6 protein-coding genes and 1 pseudogene are annotated in these 6895 nt (G+C 41.1%); all 7 read right to left on the minus strand.

Annotated features, from left to right (window positions below; all coding sequences use genetic code 11):
* Nucleotides 1–465, minus strand: a 465-nt coding sequence (locus tag BHE89_RS06365) for an FHIPEP family type III secretion protein (protein WP_171742469.1), incomplete at its 3' end; no start/stop codon positions are given.
* Nucleotides 458–1606: a flagellar biosynthesis protein FlhB gene (gene flhB, locus BHE89_RS06370; protein ID WP_069367462.1), complete on the minus strand. Its 1149-nt coding sequence runs from the start codon at nt 1604–1606 to the stop codon at nt 458–460. The genes BHE89_RS06365 and flhB, both read right to left, overlap by 8 nt.
* A 423-nt stretch (nt 1607–2029) precedes the next feature.
* Nucleotides 2030–2686 carry a protein phosphatase CheZ gene (cheZ, locus tag BHE89_RS06375; RefSeq protein ID WP_069367461.1) on the minus strand — a complete coding sequence of 219 codons (657 nt, stop codon included), beginning with the start codon at nt 2684–2686 and terminating at the stop codon, nt 2030–2032.
* Nucleotides 2687–2695: 9 nt separating this feature from the next.
* Nucleotides 2696–3085 (minus strand): chemotaxis response regulator CheY, encoded by a 390-nt coding sequence (cheY, locus tag BHE89_RS06380; RefSeq protein ID WP_069367460.1) that lies wholly within the window; start codon nt 3083–3085, stop codon nt 2696–2698.
* A 59-nt stretch (nt 3086–3144) separates the two neighbouring features.
* On the minus strand, nt 3145–4197 hold the full coding sequence (locus tag BHE89_RS06385) for a protein-glutamate methylesterase/protein-glutamine glutaminase (protein ID WP_069367459.1): 1053 nt from the start codon (nt 4195–4197) through the stop codon (nt 3145–3147).
* Nucleotides 4190–5080, minus strand: coding sequence for a protein-glutamate O-methyltransferase CheR (gene cheR / locus BHE89_RS06390; RefSeq protein ID WP_069367458.1), 891 nt, complete (start codon nt 5078–5080; stop codon nt 4190–4192). Before cheR ends, BHE89_RS06385 begins: the two co-directional genes overlap by 8 nt.
* Nucleotides 5081–5086: 6 nt before the next feature.
* Nucleotides 5087–6734 (minus strand): annotated as a pseudogene (locus BHE89_RS06395) (methyl-accepting chemotaxis protein).
* Nucleotides 6735–6895 lie beyond the last annotated feature (161 nt).

Genomic DNA, 6895 nt, shown 5'->3' on the forward strand with positions numbered 1-6895 from the left:
AAAACGCGCACCGACTTCAGCAATACGTCCCGCACCCTTAGTAATAACCATAAAGTTAATCAAAATAAGGATGATAAAGACCACTATACCGATAGCAAAGTTACCGCCGACAAGAAAATGGCCAAAGGCTTCAACAACTCGCCCTGCGGCTTCTGGCCCTGTATGTCCCTCCATTAAGATGATACGTGTTGAAGCCACGTTTAATGATAAACGTAACAACGTGGTAAACAGCAAAATAGTTGGGAAAGCAGCAAAGTCCAACGTACGTCGTGTGAACATTGCGACCAACAGCACCATGATGGAAAGTGCGATGTTAAAGGTAAATAATAAATCCAATAGAAAAGGTGGCAATGGCAATACCATCATTGACAGTATCAACAAGATAAGCACTGGCCCAGCCAGTATCTGCCACTGAGAACTTTTCCAATTTCCCGGCAAGCGGAGTAATGAGGCCAAATTAGCCATGACGATTATCTTCTCCAGCAAAGTCCAGTGCGGGAGGCACTGGCAAGTTCATAGGTTGTTTAGGTTTTAAACCACCTTCGGTTTTCCATCGTTTCAGTTGATAAACCCATGCAAGCACCTCTGCAACCGCAGCATAAAGGGTTGAAGGTATTGCATGGCCTATTTCACTGTGACGATATAACGCCCTAGCAAGCGGTGGCGCTTCTAGAAGCGGAATTCGATTTTCTGCACCAATCTCTTTAATTTTTAACGCAATAGCCCCTGCCCCTTTTGCTAACACTTTAGGTGCAGTCATTTTGTCGTTATATTGCAGTGCAACAGCATAGTGTGTTGGGTTCGTCACAATAACGTCAGCTTTCGGGACATCCGCCATCATTCGACGGCGAGACATCGCGTGTTGTTGCTGACGGATACGCGCTTTAAGCTGCGGATCACCCTCTTGCTGTTTAAATTCGTCTTTAATTTCTTGGCGTGTCATACGTAGCTTTTTCAAATGGCTACGAATTTGGAAAATAATATCGAATGCCACCATCGGTATCAGCATGAAAACCGTAATGTAAACTGCAAAAATCAGCAGTTGCATCGCATTAGCTAGCGCACTCAGCGGTGGTAGCGTGATCAGATGGAGAATATCATTCCAGTTGTGCCATAAAAAAACGGTTGCGGCGATCCCCACAAAGGTTGATTTCAGTATTGCTTTAAATAACTCCGCTAACGCATTCATAGAAAAAATACGTTTTAACCCAGAAATAGGATTCCATTTTTTGGGATCAAATTTAATGGATTTACTACTAAAGTTAATCCCACCTAATAAGGCTGAGCCACCGATTGCTACAAGTACCAACCCAAAAAACACTGGGGATAACGCAAAAACAGCTTGTTTAATCAAGCTACCAAATCGAGGGATCAACAAATTCTCATTACCGATAAGGTGATGATTAAACGTAAACCCTTCTGTTAACATGGCATGTAGCCCACGAGTGATAAACCCACCACTCATCCACAGCAAACTCACGCCCCCCAAAATCATTAATACGGACGATAGCTCTTTAGAACGGACAATTTGCCCATCCTTTTTCGCTTTTTCCCGTTTATGGGGTGTGGGCTCTTCTGTTTTTTCGAGATCGCTATCTTCAGCCACAGTCTGTCCGATTTAGATATTGAGATTAAAAGCATGAATGAAATGACTCTAAGCATGACAAATTCAGAGAAAATTGATGGGCGGAACAATCGCAAATTTACGGGGCTTTTTGGGCTATGACAGTATATTCAGAAAAAACAACCCAATGATAAAAATGGAGATATAAGTAATATTGGCGCTGATTATAAGGAAATCAGCAAAATTAACAGAAAAATTGAGTAATTTTATTTTCGATGTTTATTTCGACAATATCAAAAGCCGCTTAAAAAAAAGCGGCTTACATTTTCTTCAATAGCGTGGGCTATTAAAGCGTTATTACATGATTTTTTATCCATAAAGTACATCATCCTAAAAGCGCTGAGCATAGAGCGAATGCGTCCTGCATATCTCAACGTCCTTATCGCCCTAAAACTCATTAGAAGGTTAGAAACCTAAACTTTCCAGTAAATCATCAACTTGATCTTGATTTTTGATCACACCCGCGTTGTTTTTATTCACCTGTGGACCATTTAATAAAGAGTCAGTCTCTTTCTTCACATTAGACTTTTCAAGTTGCTCTGGTGGCAGGTTTTCCATTAATACCATCACGAGTTGTTTTTCAATTTCTTGAACGACACTCATCATGCGTTTAATGACCTGACCGGTCAGATCTTGGAAATCCTGTGCCATCATAATTTCCAATAGCTGACTGTTAGTAAAAGCCGCACTCTCAGGGATATCCCGCAAATAATTGCGGGTATCGGTTACAAGAGAGCGTACATCTTTCAGCTCTTCTGGCTGTTCAAACCATTGGTCCCAACGTTCAGTAAGCTTAGTCGCCTCGGAACTTAACGCATCCTGTTTAGGCTGCGCAGCTTCGACACAGTTCAATGTACGCTCAGCTGCCTGAGCGGTCATTTGAGCAACATAATCCAGTCGTTCCCTAGCGTCAGGGATGGCTTCTGCTGCTTCGGCTATTGCTTTATCCAATCCTAATTCTCGCAAACTGTCGCGCAACATCCGCGTCAATTGTCCGATCCGGCTGATAATATCAGATGTCATTTCAATATTATCTTTCGGCATAATTGGATTCCCACTCATTGCGACTCCTTAGATGCCCAGTTTTTCAAAAATTTTATTTAGTTTTTCTTCAAGAATTGCTGCTGTAAAAGGTTTAACAACATATCCACTTGCACCCGCTTGCGCTGCTGCAATGATATTTTCTTTTTTAGCTTCAGCGGTAACCATAAGTACTGGTGTTGCTGCAAGTCCCGCGTCACTACGAATATTTTTAAGAAGCTCTAGACCATCCATGTTTGGCATGTTCCAGTCTGTAATCACAAAATCAATTGCCGAATTGCGTAATTTAGTTAACGCGTCAGCACCATCTTCTGCTTCTTCTACATTCGTAAATCCTAACTCCTTTAGTAAATTACGAACTATGCGGCGCATTGTTGAAAAATCATCAACCACTAAAAATTTCAGATCCTTACTTGCCATTGAAAACTCCTTCAAAATATATCGGCAAATTACTGTGTTGCTTTTTAAACTGAACTTAATCAGATACGCAATGATTGTGTGCTGCTGATTTTCATCAGTACGGCTTTACTCATTGCGCTTATGCTTTTCACTTCGTCTACTGCGCCTAATTCAACCGCAGCACGAGGCATGCCAAAGACGACACAACTCGCTTCATCTTGTGCAAAGGTATAACTACCAGCGCGACGCATTTCTAATAAACCAGCAGCACCATCACTTCCCATTCCGGTTAAAATCACACCGATGGCATTACGTCCCGCATATTTTGCGACAGACCTAAATAGCACATCGACAGAAGGGCGATGACGGTTGACCGCAGGCTCTTTATTAATGTGGATCTGATAGTTAGCACCATTACGACGAAGCTCCATGTGATAATCACCTGGTGCAATATAAGCATGTCCAGGCAATACACGTTCGCCGTCTTCTGCTTCTTTTACACTAATTTGACATAGACGATTTAATCGTTCTGCAAATGAGTGTGTAAACCCTGCGGGCATATGTTGCGTAATTAATATCGCAGGGCTGGTAATGGGTAATGGTTCTAAAAAATTACGAATAGCCTCTGTGCCACCCGTTGATGCACCTACCGCAATCAACTTTTCACTCGAAATCATCGGTGTAAATGACAATGATTTAGAAGGTGCTGCTTGTACGTCTCGACGATTAATCCGTGCCTGTGCTGCAGCCCGAATTTTCTCAGCAATGAGTTCACTATAAGCCATCATACCTTCACGTAAACCAAGCTGTGGTTTAGTCACAAAATCAACCGCACCCAGTTCTAACGCTTTTAACGTCACTTCTGAGCCTTTTGCTGTTAATGATGAGACCATAACGACAGGCATTGGTCTTAATCGCATCAGTTTTTCCAAGAAATCAATACCATCCATACGTGGCATTTCAACGTCTAACGTTAATACCTGTGGGTTGTACTTTTTTATTAAGTCACGAGCCACGATAGGATCGGGTGCACAATCAACAACTTCCATATCACTATGACTGTTGATGATTTCTCGCATGATTTGACGCATTAACGCCGAATCATCAACACAGAGTACCGTTATTTTATTCATAACCTCTCCTTGCTGGTGTCAGCCCGTAAACGGTATGCCCATGCAAGTAGAAATCCTTGCTAAGCTGGCTTACATTCTCAGAATGTCCAACAAACAGCATTCCGTCTGGCTTAAGTAATGAGGTAAAGCGGTTAAGTAAGGTTTGTTGTGTCGTTTTATCAAAGTAAATCATGACATTACGACAAAAAATCGCATCAAAACTGCCTTCTAAATCCCATTGCTTGTCGAGTAAATTCAAATACTGAAAAGAGACCATCTCGCTAATTTGCTGCCTAATTTTCACGTATCCTTCAAAATCGCCGACACCTTTGAGAAAATATTTTTTCAAATATTCATCATTTAATGTTTTAAGCTCTTCCTGTCGGTAAACACCTTTTCGTGCTTTATCCAACACATTAGTATCGATATCACTGGCAATAATTTTGGTTTTATAAGGGTTATTCCCAAAAACATCGCGTAAAGTCATCGCAATTGAATAAGGTTCTTCTCCCGTAGATGCAGCTGCACACCATACTCGGTAGACGCCTCCTGCTCTTTTTCTGGCATGTTTTGCCAAAATAGGAAAGTGATGTGCTTCCCTGAAAAATGCAGTGAGATTGGTGGTTAATGCATTTACAAACTCTTGCCATTCAGGGTTGCGTACATCACTTTTAAGAAACGCAAGATAGTCACCAAAGTTATTCATCCGTAATTCACGTAACCTCCTAGTGAGACGGTTATAAACCATCTCCCTTTTGTTGTTAGTCAGCACAATACCCGCCTTTTGATAAATCAATTGGCATATAGATTGGAACTGATCATCGGACAACATGAACCGTTGGGTAAAAATATCCAACGGTTGAGCAGCGATATCTGATAAGACTTCAGTAACATTACGTTTCATTGTTTTTTAATGGGTCTTTTTAAAAAATGATTTTTTATCTGCTTTTTTCAACCCATTACCTTCTAGGGATGAAGAATGATTATTCTCATCCGTGTCAGGCAACTCGAATGCCGATACAGCATTAACAAGGTTATTAGCCTGATCTTCTAATGCTGCGGCAGCAGATGCTGATTGCTCCACCAAAGCCGCGTTTTGCTGAGTCACCTGATCCATCTGACTGACTGCATCAGCGACTTGGTGAATACCTCGGCTTTGTTCATCAGAAGCTGAGGCGATTTCTGCCATTAATTCAGTGACTTTGTTTACTGATGTGACGAGTTCCTCCATTGTCTGCCCTGCATTATTAACGAGTTGAGAACCTTGAGAGACACGTAAAACCGATTCATCAATCAATAATTTAATTTCTTTTGCAGCATCAGCACTACGTTGAGCAAGATTGCGAACTTCTCCAGCAACCACAGAGAATCCTCGCCCTTGTTCACCCGCGCGAGCAGCTTCAACCGCCGCGTTAAGTGCTAATATATTGGTTTGGAACGCAATACCATCAATCACACTGATAATAGCCCCTATCTTTTGAGAACTTTGTGTAATCGCATCCATGGTTTCAACAACACTATGCGTAATTTGACCACCACGTAAGGCTGTTTCAGAAGCAGACTCTGCGAGCTTACTCGCTTGCAGGGCGTTATCAGCATTTTGTTTTACCGTTGCTGTTAACTCTTCCATGCTTGCTGCAGTTTCTTCTAATGAAGCAGCTTGTTGTTCAGTTCTTGAGGATAAATCCGTATTTCCTTTGGAAATTTCTTGAATACCAGAATACATAGCATGGCTGTTATCACGAACAATACGAATAGAACGCACGAGTTCACCCCGCATATCTCGTAGTTGTCTAAACACATCCCCTATTTCATCATCGGTGAAGACAAGAATTTCACGATTTAATTTGCCGGTGGCAACATCATTAAAGTAACGACTTAAACTTGCGAAAGGTTTAATGATATTAAAACTTAGCCAGCGATGAGCGGCGATTGATACAACAATAACCATCGCTATTGCACCGATAAACATCAAGATAGCAATAGTATAAGAGCGATGTCCTTGCTCTATAGATTCAGTAATTTCTGCCTGAACGTAATTCATATAAGTATTAAATGAATTTTCCATCGCCGTTTGATAACGTTCCGTTGGTTGATCTAAAAAGCCTTGGAAGTTATCGTTTTTTTAACATGCTATGTAATTCAGTTAATGCACCATATAAAACGTGGTAATTATTTTTCACTGCTTCAACGATTTCTTTTTCTTCTGTCGGTATTGCCTCTTTATTTATCTCAGCAAGGAAATTTTGAAAATGAGTATTCGCCGTTTCCAAACGTGAAAGTGCAATTGATTCAATAGATTGAATATAATCTGTTGACTGTTCGGTTTTCACTGCAATAGCTACACGATTAATCGCATTACGTGTTTGTATTAAAGATGCCCAACTTAATCCTAATTCATCTCGCTTAGATGTATCTATATCTACTCTGGTGATCTGTGCGTTATTCAAATGAACGATCCCTAGCGAAATACCACTAGAAATCACCTGCATAACGCAAAACATCATCAGTAATAAATAGAGACTGGTGGATATCTTTAATTTGCGAAACCTAAACATGCCTTCACCTCGTTTAAAGCGGTGGTTAAAAGCCACCGCTTGTCAGCCACTTGTTGTTGTTAGAAAGTTTCCCAGTTAGCGGGATCTTCAACACTGCTGCTCTTTTTCTTTTCTGAGGTTCCTGGTTTTATAAGTGGAGCAGCGGCTTTAACTACAGGGGG

Source organism: Shigella sp. FC1967 (assembly GCF_001743005.1).
Taxonomy (GTDB): domain Bacteria; phylum Pseudomonadota; class Gammaproteobacteria; order Enterobacterales; family Enterobacteriaceae; genus Proteus.